Below are 18,850 nucleotides of genomic sequence, written 5' to 3'. Positions count from 1 at the left end.
CTCGCCCCGGCGCACATTCAGGTTGATGTCACGCAGAACGTGGAATTCACCGAACCACTTGTGTACGTCGATCATCTCAACGGCAGCCTCGGCCATGGGATCGACGGCGGTGGGACGAATCTGCTGGGATGCGGTTGTCGTTGCCATGGGATCTTACCGTTTCTGACCTGCCGCAAGGCGCCGCTCGACCCCGAGGGAATAGCGCGACATGCTCCAGCAGAAGATGAAGTAGAAGAAAGCTGCGAAGGCGTAGCCCGTATAGCTGATCGTCGGAGCCGCCCATTCCGGGTCAATGCGGGACGCCTCGATGGTCTTGATGAGATCGAAGATGCCGACGATGGCGACGAGGGACGTATCCTTGAATAGCCCGATGAAGGTGTTCACGATGCCCGGGATCACGATCCGCAGGGCCTGCGGAAGGACAATGAACACCATCATCTGCGGATAGCTGAGGCCAAGCGACATCGCGCCCTCGTACTGCCCCTTCGGGATAGCCTGAAGGCCTCCGCGCACCACCTCTGCCATATAGGCGGAGGCGAAGAAGGCAGTGCCGATGAGAGGTCGCAGCAGGCGGTCGACGGTAATGTCTCCCGGCAGGAAGAGCGGCAGCATGGTGTTGGCCATGATCAGAACGGTGATCAGGGGGACGCCGCGCACGAACTCGATGAAGATGACCGACGCCATCCGCACGATGGGGAGCTTGGAGCGCCTGCCCAGGGCAAGCAGGACGCCGAACGGCAGCGAGAACACGATGCCGACGGTCGCCACCAGCAGCGTCACAAGAATGCCGCCCCAGAGCGAGGTCGGCACGTTTTGGAGGCCCCAGTCGAAATCGACGAGAGCCAGCGTGATCCCGATGACGGCGACAATACCGCCCCCGATCAGGAGCGCCGGACGGATGGAGGTCTTCAGAAGGGCAGCGATGAGGGTGAAAAGTCCAATCAGCAGAGCACCGAAGATCAGGAACCCGGTCCAGAAGCCGGCGCCGAAATCCGCGTTTCCGCCGGTCAGCACGATGTAGGAGGCGACCGGGAACAGCCAGAAGAAGTAGATTGCCCCGAGATCCCGCCGCGGTGCCCGCAGCCACAGGAGCCAGACGACGCCGATGGCCAAGAGCACGAAGAAAGTGTCGACGCGCCAGCGTTCGTCAGCCGGGTAGGAGCCATAGGTAAAGTAGTTGATCTTGTCCCAGATGAACGCCCAGCAGGCGCCGACTTCGCGGCCTGCCGTTTCGGCGCGGCAGGCCTCACGACCCGTGCCGGTCCAGACCGCATCGATGAAGAGGAACTCCACAAGCGGCGGGATGCTGACATAGAGCAGGTAGAGCACCACCAATGTCAGCAGAGTGTTGAACGGGCCCGAGAAAAGGTTCTCACGAGCCCAGGCAATGGGGCCGCGCGTCAGATTCGGCGGCGGCAGCGCCTCCACCTGATTGGCGCGGACGAAGTGGGGGCTATCGACGGCGGTGCTCATGAGAAACTCCTACCGTTCAACGATCGCCACGCGGCGGTTGTAAATGTTCATGAAGTACGAGGTGATGAGGCTGATGGTCAGATACACGCCCATGGTGATGACGATGACCTCGATGGCCTGGCCCGTCTGGTTGAGGACCGTGCCCATGAAGACCTGGACGAGGTCGGGATAGCCGATAGCCACCGCCAGCGACGAGTTCTTTGTGAGGTTGAGATACTGGCTCGTCAGCGGCGGAATGATCACGCGCATCGCCTGGGGAATGACAACAAGGCGCAAGGTCTGTCCCGGCGTGAGTCCGAGGGAGCCTGCAGCCTCCGTCTGCCCTCTCGACACGGCGAGAATACCGGCGCGGACTACCTCCGCGATGAAGGCGGCCGTATAGGTGGACAGGCCCAGCAGCAGGGCTACGAATTCGGGCAGGATCTGCATCCCGCCCGTCAGGTTGAAGGTGCCTCTCTCGGGCATCTCCACCCCGATGGGATTGGCACCCGCAAGGGTGAGGACCAGCCAGGTAGCGACGGGAAGCCCGAGGATCAGACCCAGGCTGACGAGCCCGACCGGAGCCTGCTCTCCGGTCTGCTCCTGCCGGCGCCACGCCCAGCGGCGGTAGATGAAGGTGCCGACAAGACCGACGAGGAAAGCGGCGGCGATCAACCAGGCATCGGAGGCATAGAGCGGGCGCGGCATGAAGAGGCCGCGGGCGTTCAGGTAGAACCCGGCTCCGAATTCATAGGAATTGCGCGGATGCGGCAGGGAGCCGAGGACCGCGATGTACCAGAACAGGAGCTGCACCAGCAGCGGGATGTTGCGCAGGACCTCGACATAGACCATTGCCACCTTCGCCACGACCCAGTTGCTGGAGAGCCGGGCGATGCCGATGGTGAACCCGAGAATGGTCGCGAAGACGATTCCGATGGCGGAAACCAGGAGGGTGTTCAGCAGACCAATGAGAAAGGCCTCACCATAGGTTGAGCCTGCGGCGCTGAACTGGAACAGGGTCTGGCTGATGTCGAACCCGGCCGTGACGTCGAGGAAGCCGAAGCCGGAGGCGATCTTCGCACGCTGCAGATTCTCAATGGCGTTCGTCGTCGCCACATAGAACAGATAGGTGACAACGACGACGAGAAGGGCCTGATAGAAAACACCGCGGACCTTCGGATCGTACAGAACCGACTTCTTCGGCGGCGATGTCTGGCTCACAACTGTCTGCACTGAACTCTTCCTTTGACGGCTGGCATGGCCTCTGACCGTCCTCCCCGGCTTGATGCAAGCATCGGGCGCCATGAACTGGCGTCAATGTTATAAATTATAAAGGGACGCCCGGGGTTGCCGGGCGCCCCAATCATGGGATCTTAGCGGACCGGGATGCCGTACTGAAGGCCGCCCTTCGTCCAGAGAGCGTTCTGGCCGCGATTGATCTTCAGCCTGGAGCCCTCGCCGACATTGCGCTCGAAGGCCTCGCCGTAGTTGCCGACGTGCTTGATGATCCGGTAGGCCCAGTCATTGGTCAGGCCGATGGACTCACCGAACTTGCCCTCGGTGCCGAGCAGACGCTTGATCTCCGGGTTGTCGGAGCTCCTCATCTGGTCGACATTGGCCTTGGTCACGCCGAGTTCTTCGGCGTTCAGCATCGCCATGTGGGTCCAGCGGACGAGATCGCCCCACTGATCATCGCCGTGGCGAACGGCCGGGCCGAGCGGCTCCTTGGAGATGATCTCGGGCAGAACCACGTGATCGTCCGGGTTCGAAGCGCGCAGGCGCTCGGCGTAGAGGCCGGAAGCATCCGTCGTGAACGCATCGCAACGGCCGGAGTCGTAGGCCTTGAAGGTCTCGTCCGAGGTGGCGAAGGCCACCACTTCGTACTTCATGTTGTTGGCACGGAAGTAGTCGGCGAGGTTCAGCTCGGTCGTGGTGCCCTGCTGGGTGCAGATCGAGGCGCCGTTGAGCTCTTTGGCCGAGGACACGCCGAGCTTCTTGCGGACCATGAAGCCCTGGCCGTCGAAGTAGTTGATGGCCGGGAAGTCTAGGCCGAGCTGTGTGTCGCGCGACATGGTGTGCGTCGAGTTACGCGACAGAACGTCCACCTCGCCCGACTGGAGCGCCGTGAAGCGATCCTTGGCGGCGAGCGGAATGAAGCGGACCTTGCTCGGATCGTCGAAGATGGCGGCCGAGATGGCGCGGCAGAGATCGACGTCGAGACCCGTCCAGTTACCCTGAGCATCGGGCAGACCGAAGCCGGCGAGACCCGTGTTCGAGCCGCAAACCAGATATCCCTTCTGCTTCACGCCGTTGAGGGTCGCCTGGGCCGAAGCGCCCGTTGCGAACAGGCCCGCCGTGAGGCCGAAGGCAACCGCTGCGATAGCCTTTTTCATGTTAGTGTATTCTCCTACTGTGTCGACGCGGCTCGGCGGCTCTCTGATGGAGCCTTCCGAGTCCCCCGTGTGACCGTTCCGCGCCGCTTCGATTGAGGCGGCATCAAGACCCATCACATTCCATGATTGATGACTGGTCAAGTCTTGATGGGATTCCACCGTGCCGGGGTTGACGCCGCAAGCCCCTCGGCCTCACATCAATTTCCCGTCATTAACCGCAAGATCCAATGTCCAAGCCTCCTTCAAAACCCGCCGATCTGGGAGAGCGCACCCGGCTTGTCCATGCCGGCCGCGAGCCCTTCGAGCAGCATGGATTCGTGAATACGCCCATCTATCGCGGCTCAACCGTTCTCTATCCGACCACCGACGATCTCCTGCACCGGCGGGGCCGTTACTCATACGGAACCAAGGGAACACCAACGACGGAGGCCCTCGAGACCGCCTGGACGGAGTTGGCCCGGGCGGCCGGAACGGTGCTTGCGCCCTCAGGCCTCGCGGCTGTCACCGTAGCCCTCATGTCCTGCCTGAAGGCTGGCGACCACCTTCTGATGACCGACTCGGTCTATCTGCCGACCCGGCAGTTCTGCGAGGGGGTGCTCAAGAAATTTGGTGTGGAAACCACTTACTACGACCCGCTGATCGGGGCCGGAATCGAGGCGCTGATCCGTCCGAACACGACGGCTGTCTTTACGGAAGCTCCCGGCTCCCAGTCCTTCGAGATGCAGGACATCCCGGCCATCGCCGAGGTCGCGCACAGGCATGGGGCCGTGGTGCTCATGGACAATACCTGGGCCACCCCCCTGCTCTTCCCGCCCCACGAGCGCGGTGTGGACATCGCCATCGAGGCCGGCACGAAGTATCTCAGCGGCGGGTCCGACCTCCTGCTCGGCATGGTCTCGGCCAACGAGCGCTGCTTCAAGAACCTGCGGGCGACCTATGACGCCTTCGCCATGTGCCCGGGCCCTGAGGACGTGTTCCTCGGCCTGCGCGGTCTCCGCACCATGGCCCTGAGGCTGCGGGAGCATGAGAAGCAGGCCCTCGACATGGCGCGCTGGCTTGCCGCCCGTCCGGAGGTGGCCCGGGTCCTTCACCCGGCGCTCGAGACCGATCCGGGCCACGCGATCTGGAAGCGCGACTTCAAGGGCTCGTCCGGCCTGTTCTCGGTCATCCTCAAGCCCTTCTCGGACAGGGCACTGGCCGCCATGCTGGACGGGCTCTCCCTGTTCGGGATGGGCTATTCCTGGGGCGGGTTCGAGAGCCTGGTCATCCCCTTCAACTGTGCGAGCTACCGCACGGCGACAAAGTGGGCGCCGGAAGGCCCTGCGCTTCGCTTCCACATCGGCCTGGAGGATCTCGACGATCTCAAGCGCGATCTGGATGCGGGCTTCGCCCGGCTCCGCGAAACGGGTGCCGAGGCGGCGTAAGAAATACGAGTATCTCGGCGGGCGGCTTCAGGCCTGTCCCGCCGAGGCTTCCATATCGCCTGTCGACCGAACCTCGTCCGTAATTCCGGCCTTTCGGTTGGCTTCCTTCGCGATCAGCATCAGGTTGCGGGCATAGATGAAGATCGAGAGGGACTGGCCGAGGATGATGACGATGTCCTTACGGGCGAAGCCATAGACCAGGGTCATCAGCCCGCCGGCGATGGACAGGAACCAGAACCCAACGGGAATGACGCTCTTCTCAGCCTTCTCGCTCGCAACCCACTGGACCAGGAACCGCGCCCCGAAAACAAATTGCGCCAGCACCCCGAAGGCGGCCCAGAGATCGAAACGGGCGATGACGAGATCATAGAAATAGAGCCCGAGATCGTGTGAAAGGCGCATCAACATGTCAGACGATCTCCTGAGCGATCGGCACGCGGCGGCGGCGGCGGATCAGCCACCAGACCCCGGCGAGGTCGAGAATGCCGACCCAGAGCCGGTCGAACAAGCCGTAATTGGAGTGCCCCGCGTTGCGCGGACGGTCGACCACGTCCACATGGGCAATGTGAAAGCCCTCGCGCTTGACGAGGGCCGGCATGAAGCGATGAAGAGCATCGAAATATGGCAGACGTAAGTAAACGTCGCGCCGGAAGGCCTTGAGCCCACAGCCCGTATCCCGCGTTCCATCCTTGAGGACCTGCGCCCTGATCCCATTGGCAATCCGCGACTGCCACCTCTTGCCCGCGCCCTTGCGACCTACCCGCTGCCCGGCGGCAAGCGCGACCTGCGGGTCGTCCAGCGCCGCCACCAGCCGTGGAATGAAGGCCGGATCGTTCTGCCCGTCCCCGTCCAGGGTCGCGATGATGGGTGCGCGGGCGACCAGAACTCCGGTGCGCACGGCAGCGCTCTGGCCGCAGCCGACCTCGTGACGCACGAGGCGAAGCCAGGAGCGCGTGGCCCTGGCGCTCAGGACCTGCTCCGCGGTCGCATCCGCCGAGCCGTCATCCACATAGATCACCTCGAAAGGAGCCAATGGCGCACAGGCGCGCTCGATCTCCTCTACCAGGAGGAGCACGTTCAGCGCCTCGTTCTTGACGGGCACCACAACGCTAAGGCGCGGGGCCGGGGAAGAATCAGTCATCCGTTCAGGGCCATTGCTGGCCACCTCTTATTGCTTATGGCAGGGATTAGAAGCCGGTCGCGTAAGCTCCGATATCGACCCGCCGGCCGCTATTGATATTGAATCCATGAACCCGGGTCGAGAGCGCAGGCGCGAGACCAAGGCGCGCATTCTCCGCCCGGAAATCCGCATCGAAACGGCTGTCCACGAAGACCACCCGGCACCCGCCCCGGCTCAGGAAGGCCGAGGCCTCCTGCCCGGTCTCCAGCATCTCGAGGCCTGTCCCGGTCAGGAAGACGAGGCTCGGCTCGCGATAGCCGAGGGTCGCCACCCGAGGATTGTCGCAGGTAAGATTTCGCGCGACCTCCGCAAGGCGGGGCGAGATCTTGAGCGAGCGGAGATCGAGCTGGGCAAGGCCGAAAACGCCGATCGACAGGCAAGCCGCCGACGCGAAACTGGCCACGAGGCATGGGACGATCCTGTTCTTGAGGAACAGGCGCCACGCATACAGAGCCGCAAGCGATGAGGCGACCAGGACCGGCAGGGCGCGATAGGGCAGCATACCGTCAAAAGACCAGGCCACCGCCGACAGGCCCACGGTCAGCCCGACCGGGATGAAGGGGATCAGGATCGTCGCCGGTTTGGCTGCCAGCCGGTGCGGGCCGACAAAATGGCGCGAGATCGCCATGACGGTGAGGATCGTCACCGCCGGGAACAAGGGCATGGTGTAGTGCGGGAGCTTCGTCGGCACGGCCTCGAAGACGATCCAGGAGGGAACGATCCAGGCGAGAGCGAAGGCAACCGGCTCCTCCCGGCGATAGATCCAGGCGAAGGGCACGGCAATGGCGGCGAGAATCGCTCCGGGCCAGAAGGTGGCGAAGAACGAAAGAAGATAGAAGCCCGGCGGCGCCCAGTGGTACTTCTGCGCCGTGCCCACCTTCCCCAGCATATCGTGGCCGACCGAGGCCGAATAGAAGGCCCCGCCGCTCTTGATGGCGATGGCGACGAACCAGGGTAGCACTACCATCAGCGTGAGCGCCAAACCGAGCCAAGGCCTCAAGGTCAGAAGCCACCGCGCAGAGCGCTCCTTGTAGGACAGCACGGCAGCGGTCAGGCCCGCGAACATCAGGATCAGGGGCCCCTTGATCAGGATGCCCAGAGCCAAGCCGGCCCAGAAGATAAGGAGCGCCCGGCGCGGCAGGACCCCCGCGCCCCGGCTCAGATAGGCCCGCGCCAGTCCACCCATCACGGCGACGGAGCAGGCGGCCAGCATGGCATCCGTCTTGGCGAGGCGTGCCTCCACCATGAGGATGATCGAAGTCGCCATCAGAGCGGCCGAAAGGAAAGCTCCGCGCCTGCCGAAGAAGGCTAGGCCGGCCCAATAGGTCAGGAGGACGGTCGCGATGGCTCCCGCCAGAGAGGGAAGCCGATAAAGCGCAATGGTCGTGCTAGCCTCGGGAATCCCGACCGCCTCGCCCGCCGCCACCGCGGCACTCTGCATCCAGTAGATGCCGACCGGCTTCTTGTGCCGCGCCTCATCCTGGAAGCGGATATCGACGAAGTCGCCGGCCTCCAGCATCTGCTTGGAGGCCTGGGCATAGCGCGGCTCGTCCCGGTCCATGGGCTGGAGTGAGGAGAAGCCCGGCAGGAAGCAGACCAGCGAGAGCAGCACGAGCACGAGGCAAAGGCGGGCATGGCTCCGCTCGACGGCATTCGCCAGCTGCGCCACGGAGAAGTGGCGCAAGGACAAACGCGGCTGGGCGACAGAACCGTCCATCGAATACTCCGGAGGCCTCAAACAGCCTTCGTGCCAGAAGAATGTGCGCGGGCGAAGCCCAGGAACGGCGCTGATGTCCTCCAAACCTGGCGGGAAGTCAAATGGACGGAGTGTAGCGGCAAGGCTCGGGCCGACCGCCTTGCTTCCCAACGCATTGCCGTAAGCAGGGCCGTTCGGCACTTCGGGGTTGAAGGCAGCAGCCTCAGACGACGAAAAAGTCGCCCGCCTTGAGCTTCAGCCCCTTGTCCAGCTTAGCGAACTTGATCTGATCGTTCTTTCCGGTGCCATCCGCATCGTAATAGAGAATGCCGGATTTCCTGTCGTGGATGACCCGGTCAGTCTTATCGTGGGCCTTGGGTCCAGCCCAGAAGGCCTTTCCCGCCAGCATTCCGCCTTTTCCGATCTTCGCAAAGACCCCGTTCTCGAGTTGGATTGTGTCGTCCTTCACATTGAAATCGTTGATCCGGTCGACATTGGTCTTCCGGTTCGGCTTCTTGTCGAAGGCGAAGGTGTCCTTGTCGGCCCCTCCCGTGAGAATATCGCGGCCGGAGCCGCCAAACAGGGTGTCCTGCCCCTCGCGGCCGCTGAGGCGGTCGGCTCCGCCCCTGCCTTTGAGGATGTTCGCCGCCTCATTCCCGAATAACCTGTCACTCCCGGATCCGCCGGTGGCGTTCTCGATCAGGGAGCGGGTATCCCCCTGGTAGAGCAATGCATTCGCAACATTGCCGCGGGCCACCTGAGCGGGACCGAGGTGAGCCAGTTGCGCGGCGGAGAGCGTGCTCCACGCGCCGGGGCGGAGATCGATGATCAGGTTCGTGGCATAGTTCGAGAGGTCGTAGGTGTCGTTGCCACCGCCGTCCCAGACCGTCATGAGGACCCGGTTGGCTCCAGGGCTTCCCTGCCCAATGCCATCGACGAAAGCTTGCCCTGAGACGGGATCCCAGCCGTAGGTCGTGCCGCCACTGTTGGTGGAGAAGTCAGCGCCGTACATGTATTGCAGGGCGGCAATGTCATACATCATGAGCGTCTGGGCGTAGCCCCAGGTCTCATTCTCCACATGCACCCCATCGGCTCCGACATAAGACCTGTATGTCGTGACCGAATACTCCATGGAATCGCGCGCCGCCGTCATGGTCCCGAACCCGCCGGTTTCGCTCCCGTGCTTCAGACCGAGCGCATGCACGATCTCATGGATGAAGACATAGTGGGCATAGCCTCCCGGAGCCAACTCGTCGAACCATCCGCTCGAGGTCCTGAACCAGGAGTCACCCCCCTCCTGGCGCGCCTCCGGCAGATAGGTCCAGGCAGAAGCCGGCGCATCTGACGATGCAAGGCGCAGGTCGGCATGGACTTCCCCGACTTCCTCGATTTCGGTGAAGGTCAGGTTTGTCACCGAAGAGATCATTCCGAAGGCCCGACGGGCCGCGTCTGCCTGGTCTGCGCTCAGGGGCTGGAAGTTGGCCGACAGCTCACCATTGCCATAGCCGTCCCCATAGGAGGCAGTATCGGTTGGGAAGCTGTAGGTGATGTCTAAGACATCCCATCCCAATCCCGACAGCAGACCGTCGATATCCTGATTAAAGGTGCGTTCGACCGAGACGGGGCCTACCATGTTTCCTCCAAAGCAAATCACCGTCAAATACTGGCCAATCAAGTTCCCCAGGTCATTCCATTTCTGTGTGAAAGATTATGTATAATCGGCGGCATTACATCACACATATTAGAACAATGTTGCCGTTCAGTGAATATTGCCCTGAAGCACGACAAAAACATCTACGCCAATAAGTAAGTATTCATCACATTTCTTGGATTTCTTGTAACTGCCCGGCAGCAGCTCCCATCGGAATGGGCGCTCAGGGCGTGCCCGGCTCCTTCACGCTCAGGGTACCGGAGTACTTCCGGCCCCAGGTGAGTTGGCTGAGGACCACCGTGCCGGTCAGCGCCGCCCCGGCAATATCCGTAATAAGACCCGGCTTGATCAGGCAGAAGGCGGCAGCAACGAGAAGCGCCCTCTCCCACAGCGCGGCCGGTCGGAGGAGATATCCATGCAGACCCGCTGCCAGCAGGAGCGCACCGGCGGCGGCAGTGATCATTGCGGACACGATCAGCGGCCAATCGCCGATCATCAACAAGGCTGGCTCATAGACAAACATGAACGGCACGATGAAGCCCGCGGCGCCGATCTTCACCGAGGCGATGCCGCTCTTCCAGAGATCCGCCTTGGCAAGGCCCGCGGCCGCGAAGGTCGCAAGCGCCACAGGCGGAGTGATGGCCGACAGGATGGCGAAGTAGAAGGCGAACATATGAGCTGCGGGCTCCACCACCCCGAGCTTAATGAGCGCAGGCACGAGAAGCGCGGTCATGATGATGTAGGCCGGCGTCGTGGGCATGCCCATGCCGAGCACGATGCCGGCGATCATGGTCAGGACAAGCGCCAGCAGCAGCGTGCTTTGGGCGAGATGCAGCACGACCTGTGTGAAGACGATGCCCGCTCCTGTGAGCGACACCACGCCGATGATGATTCCGGCGCAGGCGCAGGCGAGCGCGACGGGCAGTGCATTGCGCGCGCCGTCGATCATTGCCTCAATCACATTGCGCAGGGTGACATTGTGACGGGTCGAGGCACGCAGGGCCGCCACCGGGAAACAGGCGAGCGTACCCGCAAGGGCCGCCAGGGGCGCACTGTACCCGGAATACATGACGAAGAGGATCGTCAGGACCGGCAGGAAAAGGTGACCGCGCTCCCCCAGCACCTGGCCCAGCCGCGGCAGCTCGGAGCGCGGCATGCCGGCAAGCCCCGCGCGCTTGGCCTCGAAATGCACCGCGCCGAAGCATGCAAGATAGTAGAGAATGGCTGGGAGCAAAGCCCAGAGGATTACCTGGCCGTAGGAGACTTGCATGAACTCGGCCATGACGAAGGCGGCCGCTCCCATAATGGGTGGCATGATCTGCCCGCCGGTTGAGGCCACCGCCTCGACGCCGGCCGCGAAATGAGGCTTGAAGCCTGTACGCTTCATCAGCGGGATCGAGATCGGACCGTCGACCATCACGTTCGCGACCGCCGAACCCGATATCGTGCCGAACAGGCTGGAACTCACGACCGAGACCTTGCCGGGGCCGCCGGCGGTGTGGCCTGTGAGGCTCATGGCGAAGTCCATGAAGAGCTGGCCGGTGCCGGTGCGCTCCATGAACGCGCCGAACAGGACGAAGATCATCACGTACGAAGCCGAGACGCCGAGCGGCATCCCGAAAATGCCCTCCGTGGTCATGTAGAGCTGGTCAAGCAGCCGCATGGGCTCGACGCCGACATAGAAAAGACCATAGGCCAGGAAGATCAGCGCTGTGAGGGGCAGAGCCCAGCCGATAAGGCGGCGCGTCGCTTCCAGGATCATAACGACGAGAAGCGTACCGAGCGCCATGTCGGTCCAGGTCAGGTCGTCGATGTAATAGATGCGGTTCACGACATAGTCGTAATAGAAGAACAGGTAGAGGATCGGCGCGACCGCGAGCGCGAGCAGGCCGTAATCCAGCACCGAAGGTGGCTGTCCCTCATGGGTCTGCGTGCGCCGCGCCATCAGGAAGGTCAGCGTCAACGCGAACAGAAGATGGGTACCGCGGAAGATGATCGCCTCCGGCGTGCCGACCAGGATGACCCACATGTGATACGCCGCCATGGCAAGGCCGATGATGCCGGCAGTCCAGCGGACGATGTTGCCGTGCGTGAGATGCTGCTTCATGGGGGCGCTTCCGCGTAATCAGGTCGTGACGGTCTACAGGGAGGGCCGCGCCCCTCTGCCAGTGCGGCAGGAGGCGCGGCGCCATTCGCTTATGAGGCCCGATCAGGAGCTCTTGGCCTGTACGGAGATGCCCTGCTCCTTGTAGAACTTGGCCGCGCCAGGATGGAACGGCACGCCGACATCCTCCGCCATCTCCTTCGGAGTCAGCCCGGACATCGCCTTGCTAGTAGCTGCCAGCGAAGGCACGTTGTCCGCAATGGCCTTCGTCATCTTGTAGACCATATCCTCCGGCAGGTCGCAGTTGGCGACGAGGTGCGTCGCATAACCGATCACCTTCACGTCCTGCTCCTGCTTCGGGTAGGTGTTCTTCGGCACGGTCACGAGCGTGTAGCCGGGGTTCATCTTCTTCATCTCGGGCAGGCTGCCCGACAGGTCGAGAAGCTTCACGTCCCGCGCAGAGGCAAGGTCCATCACCGCACCGGAAGGAATGGCCGTGCCGAGGGTAAAGGCCTGGGCGTGCCCGTCCTTCATCTGCTCCACGGAGTCGGTATAGGAGACGTGGCTGACCTTCACGTCGTCATAGCTCATCCCGTTGGCCTTCAGGAGTTGCTGGGTGATGAGTTCGCCCGTGTTGCCGCGCGGCTGGGTCGTGATGGCCTTGCCTTTCAGGTCGGAAACCTTCTCGATGTTCGAATCCGCGGGCACCAGCATCTGGAAGTACTGCGGATAGAGCGTCGCCACATTGCAAACTTTGGTGGCGGCTTTCGGGAACGGCGCATTGCCGGCCAGTCCATCGACCGTGGAAATAGAGTTGCCGAAACCGACATCCGCCTTGCCTTCGTCGACACCGCGAACATTCGCAATGCCGGCGCCGGGAAGCGGCTGGACATTCGTTCCCGGAATCGCCTGCTCCCAGATCTCCTTCAGCTGACCGCCGAGCGGCACCCAGACGCCGCCCTGGGGCCCAGTCATCAGCTTCAGGTCGGCGGCATGGGCTCCGAGCGCGATCATCGAAGCGGCAGTTGCAGTCAGGATGGTGCGTAGCTTCATCGTTTCCTCCATGTCATTGTTCCGTGGCGGATCGAGCCGCCTCGGTCTTTCATCCCGCTGGCGTCAGGCCAGTAGAAAATCGGCGCCGCATTCGCGGGCAATACCTTCCACAACCTGCATCAACGAGCGGGGGACAGGCACGCCTTCGCGGGAGCGCCGCCGATAGGTCTCGTGCTCAGGATCGCCCGGAACCAGAACGGGCTGGCTCTCGTCGGCAGGACGTGTGGCGTGAAGGCAGTCGATAAAGGCGTCGAGGTCACGGGCGAACTCGCCCTCCTCGCGAAAAGCATCTGGGTGGATCGCCATGTGAAAGTGGCCCACATCGAAACGGCCGGCATTCGCATCGCGGAGCGGCGCATAGCTCGCGCCCGGCAGAAGCGTCGAAAGGACCTCGACCATGGCGGCAAGTCCATAGCCCTTGTGACCGCCCATCTCGCGGGAACCGCCGAGCGGCGTCATGAGGCGGTCGGCGAGGGCCTGCTCGGGATCGTGCTGCGGCTGTCCCTCGCGGTCGAGAACCCAGCCCGCCGGCAATCTCTTTCCCTCCCTGGCGGCAAGCTTCAGCTTGCCGATGGCGATGGTGCTCGTAGCCATGTCGAGCAGGAACGGCCTGTTGTCGCGCCCCGGCGCAGCGAATCCGATCGGGTTCGTTCCAAGCCGCGGCTCGCGGCCGAAGACCGGAACGATGGAGGGCTTGTAGACCGCCGAGGTCGACAGTCCGATGAGCCCTGACTGCGCGGCTCGGAGGGCATAAATGCCGGCGGCTCCGTAGTGATTTGAATTGCGCACCCCGACTGCACCGATGCCGAAGGCGCGCGCCTTCTGAATGGCGAGATCCATGGCACGGATAGATGGCGCCTGGCCAAAACCGCCGCCGCCGTCGATGAGAGCCATTGCGCCGAAGGAACGCGCAACCGCGACCTGTGCTTTCGGCTCTACGCGTCCGGAGCGGATCAGTTCGTCATAGAGCGGAAGCAGCGTTATGCCGTGACTGTCGATCCCCATCAGATCGGCTTTCGTCAGCACATCGGCGGTGACTGCAGCATCGTCTTTCGGTAACCCCCAGGCTTCGAACACCAGCGTCATCTGCCTGTGCAAAAGCTCTGCCGGAATCTTCGCGTGCTGCAGGGTCAATGGGCCACCCTCACCTGCTCTCCGCCGGCGCCAAGGCCCGGCGCGGAGGGGATCCTGCAAACGGCAGAAGCCGTCGTCTTTCCATAGGGTCGCTCCAAGGATCGTCGATGCCTGCAGACAATTCCAAGCGTTCCACTCAGGGTCAGGCTTGTCAAGTTGACGAGGGTTCTGCTGCATCGCTGCGCGGAAATACTTTTGCTGCTCTGCAGCATTTCTGATCTCCGCAGACTTCTCCCTCGAATAACTCTTCGGCAGGCGCTATCCGAGCGTGGCAATGCAGTGCTATCCATGAACCGCCAAACGGGAGGAACACGTACGCCATGGACATTCCGACGAACACCTTCAAGCGCGCGATTGCCAAAGGGGAGAAACAGATCGGCCTCTGGAGCTCGACGGGCAGCATCGCAGCCGTCGAGATGCTGGGGCACGCCGGCTATGACTGGCTTCTGCTCGATACGGAGCACACGCCTACGGAGCTGCCCGACATCATCTCGCAAATGCGCGTCCTCGTCGGGTGCTCGGCGGAACCCATCGTGCGCCCGGCCTGGAACGACACGGTTCTCATCAAGCGCTTCCTTGATGCCGGCGCGCAGAGCCTGCTTATTCCCTTCGTCCAGAACGAGGAAGAAGCCGAGCGGGCTGTGCGGGCAATGCGCTATCCGCCGCACGGCGTGCGCGGCGTGTCCGTCAGCTCGCGGGCGAACCGCTACGGGCGCGTGACGGATTACTTCAAGAAGGTTCATGACGAGTTGTGCTGTCTCGTCCAGCTCGAAACCGGCGCTGCGCTGGAGCGGCTCGAGGCCATTGCTGCCGTGAACGGGATCGACGGCATCTTCATCGGCCCATCTGACCTCTCGGCCGATCTCGGGCATCTCGGCAATCCAGGCCACCCTGACGTACAGGCAGCGATCCGCTCGGCCGTCGACAGATGCCGCAAGCTCGGAAAGCCTGCCGGAATCCTCGCACCGGTCGAGGCCGACGCCCGGCGCTATCTCGAGTGGGGCTACACCTTTGTGGCCGTCGGCGCCGATATGGGCCTCCTCCGCAAGGCTGCGGACGAACTCATCTCCCGCTTCAGGGAGTGAGTGCCGTCCGGGGCTCTGCGTCAGAAGCCTCATTGCGCTCACCGGTTGTTAGCCGCCCGCCACGTGGCGAAATCGGTGAGTGTCTGCGGGTCGGTGGCGGGGTAAAGGCCGAGGATCGAGCGTCCCTCCAGCACCTTCTCCGTTACGAAATCCTCGAAGGCTGTCATCTCGACGGCCTCGTTCGCGATCTCGTCCGCCAGATGCGCTGGGATCACCACGACGCCCTCCCCGTCCCCGACAACCACATCGCCCGGCCAGACCGGAACGTCGCCGCAGCCGATGGGTACGTTGATGTCGAGTGCCTGATGAAGCGTCAGATTGGTCGGGGCCGAGGGGCGGCTGTGATAGGCGGGAATGTCGAGATTTGCGATCTCCGGGGAATCCCGGAAGCCGCCATCGGTCACGACTCCGGCAACACCCCGCTTCATCAGTCGAGTAACGAGAATGCCGCCCGCGGACGCAGCGCGGGCATCCTTGCGGCTATCGATCACCATGACGGCGCCCGGCGGGCATTCCTCGACCGCCTTGCGCTGCGGATGGGAGCGGTCCTGGAATACGATGATCGGGTTCAGATCCTCCCGCGCCGGGATGTAGCGAAGGGTAAAGGCCTCGCCCACCATGTTACCGAGGTTCGGATTGAGCGGGCGCACATCCTGGATGAACTGGTTGCGCAGGCCTTTCTTGTAGAGAGCGGTACAGAGCGTCGGGGTGCTGACGGTCTTGAGCTTGGCGCGGGCCTCGGGGCTCAGCTGGGTCATGGTTCGTCTCCGGAACTCAGAAGATGGCCGGCTCGCCCGCGGGCGCACCGAAGCTCGTCTCAAGGAAGTCGAAATCGCAGCCCTCATGGGCTTGGCGGATGTGGCGCGTGAACATCCAGCCGTAGCCGCGCTCGAAGCGAAGTTCGGGCGGAACCCAAGCCATGCGACGCCGCTCCAACTCCTCCTCAGTGACGTCAAGGCTGATGGTACGCTCTGCCACGTCGATGGAGATGGGATCGCCGGTCTTCACGAGCGCCAGCGGCCCGCCGATATAGGCTTCGGGCGACACGTGCAGGATACAGGCGCCGTAGCTCGTGCCACTCATGCGCGCATCCGAGAGCCGCAGCATGTCGCGCACGCCCTGCTTCACCAGTTTCTTCGGGATCGGCAGCATGCCCCATTCCGGCATGCCCGGCCCACCCTGCGGGCCGGCGTTGCGCAGGATCAGCACGTGGTCAGGCGTGACGTCGAGACACTCGTCGTCGGTGGCCGCCTTCATGGAGGGGTAATCGTCGAAGACCAGCGCCGGGCCAGTATGCTTCAGGAAGCGGGGATCGCAGGCGCTCGGTTTGATGACGCAGCCGTCGGGGGCCAGATTGCCTTTTAGGACGGCAAGCGCCCCTTCCGCGTAAATCGGGTTATCCAAGCTTCGGATGACGTCGTCATTGTAGACCTCCGCCTGGGCAATGTTCTCACCCAACGTCTTTCCGCTTACGGTCATCGCATCGAGATAAAGATGTTCTCGGATGCGCGTCATCAGTGCCGGCAACCCGCCGGCATAGAAAAAATCCTCCATCAGGTAGGCGCTTCCGCTTGGCCGAACATTGGCGATAACGGGCACCCTGCGGCTGGCTTTCTCGAACTCGTCGAGACCGATCTCCTGCCCTGCCCGGCGGGCCTGGGCGATCAGGTGGATAATCGCGTTCGTAGAACAGCCCATGGCCATGGCGACCGCAATGCCGTTCAGGAAGGACTCCCGCGTCTGGATCCTATTGGGCGTGAGGTCCTCCCAGACCATCTCCACGATGCGACGGCCGCACTCGGCGCTCATGCGGACATGGTTGGAATCCGCCGCCGGGATCGAGGAAGCCCCCGGCAGGGCCATGCCGATGGCTTCGGCAATGGCCGTCATGGTGCTGGCGGTGCCCATCGTCATGCAGGTGCCGTAGCTTCGGGCGATGCCCGCCTCCATGTTCAGCCAGTCGGCGTCGGTGATGGTGCCGGCGCGGCGCTCGTCCCAGTATTTCCAGGCATCGGAACCGGAGCCGAGGACCTTGCCTTTCCAGTTGCCGCGCAGCATCGGCCCGGCCGGCAGGAAGATCGCCGGCAGGCCCGCGCTTGTGGCGCCGAGCAGCAGGGCGGGCGTGGTCTTGTCGCAGCCGCCCATCAGCACGACGCCATCGACCGGGTGGGAGCGCAGCAACTCCTCCACATCCATCGCGAGCAGGTTGCGGTAAAGCATGGTGGTCGGCTTGACGAAATTCTCAGCCAGCGAGATGCCCGGCAGTTCGATGGGGAACCCGCCAGCCTGGAGCACGCCGCGTTTCACATCCTCAACCCGATGCCGGAAATGAGCATGGCACGGATTGATGTCGGACCAAGTGTTGAGGATCGCGATCACCGGCCGCCCGGCCCAGTCCTCGGGCGCATAGCCCATCTGCATCATGCGGGAGCGATGGCCGAAGCCCCGTAGATCATCCGGCGCGAACCATCGCGCGCTCCTGAGCGCTTCCGGCATCTTCCTAGCTGTCATGGGATTGGCACCTGTGGAACGAGGTCGACCCAATGCGCCTGCCTAGACAGGCTAAGGGCGAAGGGCGCGCGCAATGAAGGGCTTAGGTCAGCGGGTGAGCGCAATCGGTGCCGCCGGTGCGGCCTCGGCAGCCTGGGTACCGGCGAGCAGGCGCACGAGTGCGCTCTCTGCATCGTCATGGCGCTTCCTCACTCTGGCCTCTCTTATCGGAGGCTTCCTGATCGGATCCGGCTCTTGGGCCGGCGACTCATACGCTAATGCATTAGTGCGCCAGCAACAAGTCTGTTATGCTGGCACACCAGACAACGGATTCCTCAGGCGTGACATCCTCAAGCACAGCACCGAACCCCTTCCCTGTCCCCGTGGCCGAGCGCCTTGAACGCGGTCGCCAAGCGGCTCCCCAAGTCTTCGAACGGATGAGGGAAGCGATCCTGTCCCTTGCCCTGACGCCGGGCACGGTCCTCTCCCGTAACGCCCTCGCCGCTCAGTACGGAGTAAGCTCGACGCCCGTTCGCGATGCGCTGATGCGGCTGGAGGAGGAAGGGCTCGTCGAGGTCTTTCCGCAGCATGCCACCGTCGTCAGCGCCATCGACCTGACGCTTGCCCGGCAGGCGCATTTCCTGCGGCGTTCCCTTGAGCTCGAACTGGTGCGGGATCTTTCGCATGCTCCCGACCCACGGCTGATCGCGAGATTGAAAGCCTGCCTGGCCGAGCAGCAGGCGCTCATGGAGGCTCAGGATGTCGAGGCCTTCGCCGCCGCCGACCAAGTCTTTCATCGGCACCTCTATGAGGCGGGCCAGATGCAGGCGCTCTGGACCCTCGTCCGCAGCCGAAGCGGGCATATCGACCGCCTGCGGCGCCTACACCTGCCGACCCCCGGCAAGGCGCAGAATATCCTCCAGCACCACACATGGATCGTAGAAGCCATCGCGGCCGGAGACTCCGACCGGGCGCAGCAGCACCTCCGCGACCACCTCTCCGGCACCCTGGCCCATGTGGACGAGATCCGCAGTCGCTACCCTGGATATGTCAGAGGCTAGAGAATGATCCGCAGGGCGACCTTGTCCTGCGGATCCCTCATCAGTGCATCGGCGCGCACACAACAGGGCACCGCTCAACTTGAAGCCGGAATCCTATGTGCTTCAGAGCACTTCGCTGAGGCCTGTA

15 protein-coding genes are annotated in these 18,850 nt (G+C 63.2%); 3 read left to right on the top strand and 12 right to left on the bottom strand.

Going from position 1 to position 18,850, the window contains the following annotated elements; all coding sequences use genetic code 11:
* Nucleotides 1–153: 153 nt before the first annotated feature.
* From LG661_RS09135 to LG661_RS09125, 3 genes are all read right to left on the bottom strand, one after another.
* Complete coding sequence (locus LG661_RS09135) at nt 154–1,473, bottom strand: amino acid ABC transporter permease (protein ID WP_230531566.1); 1,320 nt, start codon at nt 1,471–1,473, stop codon at nt 154–156.
* A gap of 9 nt (nt 1,474–1,482) precedes the next feature.
* The gene (locus LG661_RS09130) at nt 1,483–2,757 is read right to left on the bottom strand and encodes an amino acid ABC transporter permease (RefSeq protein WP_407666687.1); all 1,275 of its coding nucleotides are present in this window, start codon (nt 2,755–2,757) and stop codon (nt 1,483–1,485) included.
* Between the two features lie 68 nt (nt 2,758–2,825).
* Nucleotides 2,826–3,845 carry an amino acid ABC transporter substrate-binding protein gene (locus LG661_RS09125; protein ID WP_230531564.1) on the bottom strand — a complete coding sequence of 340 codons (1,020 nt, stop codon included), beginning with the start codon at nt 3,843–3,845 and terminating at the stop codon, nt 2,826–2,828.
* A gap of 227 nt (nt 3,846–4,072) precedes the next feature.
* On the opposite strand from LG661_RS09125, the gene metC reads away from it, so the two are divergent.
* Nucleotides 4,073–5,269, top strand: coding sequence for a cystathionine beta-lyase (gene metC, locus LG661_RS09120; protein WP_230531563.1), 1,197 nt, complete (start codon nt 4,073–4,075; stop codon nt 5,267–5,269).
* 27 nt (nt 5,270–5,296) lie between these two features.
* Here metC and LG661_RS09115 read toward each other — a convergent pair whose 3' ends face one another.
* The 7 genes from LG661_RS09115 to LG661_RS09085 form a co-directional block, all read right to left on the bottom strand.
* A complete protein-coding gene (locus LG661_RS09115; protein ID WP_230531562.1) occupies nt 5,297–5,677 on the bottom strand; it encodes a lipid-A-disaccharide synthase N-terminal domain-containing protein in 381 nt (126 codons plus the stop codon).
* Between the two features lies 1 nt (nt 5,678).
* Nucleotides 5,679–6,410: a glycosyltransferase family 2 protein gene (locus LG661_RS09110; RefSeq protein WP_230531561.1), complete on the bottom strand. Its 732-nt coding sequence runs from the start codon at nt 6,408–6,410 to the stop codon at nt 5,679–5,681.
* A gap of 46 nt (nt 6,411–6,456) precedes the next feature.
* A complete protein-coding gene (locus LG661_RS09105) occupies nt 6,457–8,166 on the bottom strand; it encodes an ArnT family glycosyltransferase (RefSeq protein ID WP_230531560.1) in 1,710 nt (569 codons plus the stop codon).
* Nucleotides 8,167–8,368: 202 nt separating this feature from the next.
* Nucleotides 8,369–9,778 (bottom strand): M10 family metallopeptidase, encoded by a 1,410-nt coding sequence (locus LG661_RS09100; protein ID WP_230531559.1) that lies wholly within the window; start codon nt 9,776–9,778, stop codon nt 8,369–8,371.
* A gap of 241 nt (nt 9,779–10,019) precedes the next feature.
* Nucleotides 10,020–11,903 carry a TRAP transporter permease gene (locus LG661_RS09095; protein WP_230531558.1) on the bottom strand — a complete coding sequence of 628 codons (1,884 nt, stop codon included), beginning with the start codon at nt 11,901–11,903 and terminating at the stop codon, nt 10,020–10,022.
* Nucleotides 11,904–12,005: 102 nt separating this feature from the next.
* Nucleotides 12,006–12,953, bottom strand: a complete 948-nt coding sequence (locus tag LG661_RS09090) for a TAXI family TRAP transporter solute-binding subunit (protein ID WP_230531557.1) — start codon at nt 12,951–12,953, stop codon at nt 12,006–12,008.
* A gap of 63 nt (nt 12,954–13,016) precedes the next feature.
* Entirely contained in the window at nt 13,017–14,087 is a 1,071-nt protein-coding gene (locus LG661_RS09085) for an Ldh family oxidoreductase (RefSeq protein ID WP_230531556.1), read from the bottom strand.
* Nucleotides 14,088–14,407: 320 nt separating this feature from the next.
* Between LG661_RS09085 and LG661_RS09080 the strand changes: the two genes are divergently transcribed.
* Nucleotides 14,408–15,172 (top strand): HpcH/HpaI aldolase family protein, encoded by a 765-nt coding sequence (locus LG661_RS09080; protein WP_230531555.1) that lies wholly within the window; start codon nt 14,408–14,410, stop codon nt 15,170–15,172.
* Nucleotides 15,173–15,210: 38 nt separating this feature from the next.
* Here LG661_RS09080 and LG661_RS09075 read toward each other — a convergent pair whose 3' ends face one another.
* Together LG661_RS09075 and araD are read right to left on the bottom strand one after the other, a co-directional pair.
* Nucleotides 15,211–15,930 carry a ribonuclease activity regulator RraA gene (locus LG661_RS09075; RefSeq protein WP_230531554.1) on the bottom strand — a complete coding sequence of 240 codons (720 nt, stop codon included), beginning with the start codon at nt 15,928–15,930 and terminating at the stop codon, nt 15,211–15,213.
* A 16-nt stretch (nt 15,931–15,946) separates the two neighbouring features.
* On the bottom strand, nt 15,947–17,683 hold the full coding sequence (gene araD, locus LG661_RS09070; RefSeq protein ID WP_230531553.1) for an L-arabinonate dehydratase: 1,737 nt from the start codon (nt 17,681–17,683) through the stop codon (nt 15,947–15,949).
* A gap of 320 nt (nt 17,684–18,003) precedes the next feature.
* On the opposite strand from araD, the gene LG661_RS09065 reads away from it, so the two are divergent.
* A complete protein-coding gene (locus LG661_RS09065; RefSeq protein WP_230531552.1) occupies nt 18,004–18,723 on the top strand; it encodes a GntR family transcriptional regulator in 720 nt (239 codons plus the stop codon).
* Nucleotides 18,724–18,850: the final 127 nt, after the last annotated feature.

The organism is Microvirga roseola (assembly GCF_020866965.1).
Taxonomy (GTDB): Bacteria; Pseudomonadota; Alphaproteobacteria; order Rhizobiales; family Beijerinckiaceae; genus Microvirga; species Microvirga roseola.
This window is presented reverse-complemented; position numbering and strand designations above follow the sequence as displayed.